Here is a 244-nt window from a genome sequence, read left to right as displayed (position 1 = left end):
CCGGGTAGCCGCCGCCACCCTGCAACATCACGCCGATGCGTGCGCGCAGGCGTGCGTTGTCGGTGATCGGGTCCAGTCCAAGTACCTCAATGCTGCCGGCGTCCGGGCGGACGAAGCCCTCGCACATCTCGACGGTCGTGGTCTTGCCCGCGCCGTTGGGGCCCAGCAGCGCCATCACTTCGGCGTCATGCACGTCGAGATCGAGGTTGGAAACGGCGGTTATTGACCCGTATCGCTTACATAC

The 244-nt window shown here is 65.2% G+C and carries 1 protein-coding gene; it reads right to left on the bottom strand.

From position 1 onward, the window contains the following. Positions 1-244: ATP-binding cassette domain-containing protein (locus BST12_RS30155; protein WP_139802139.1), on the bottom strand; the 244-nt coding region annotated here is incomplete at both ends.

This window comes from Mycobacterium angelicum, from assembly GCF_002086155.1.
GTDB classification, from domain to species: Bacteria; Actinomycetota; Actinomycetes; order Mycobacteriales; family Mycobacteriaceae; genus Mycobacterium; species Mycobacterium angelicum.
The sequence above is the reverse complement of the archived record's forward strand: the minus strand, read 5'-3'. Positions and strand labels throughout refer to the sequence as shown.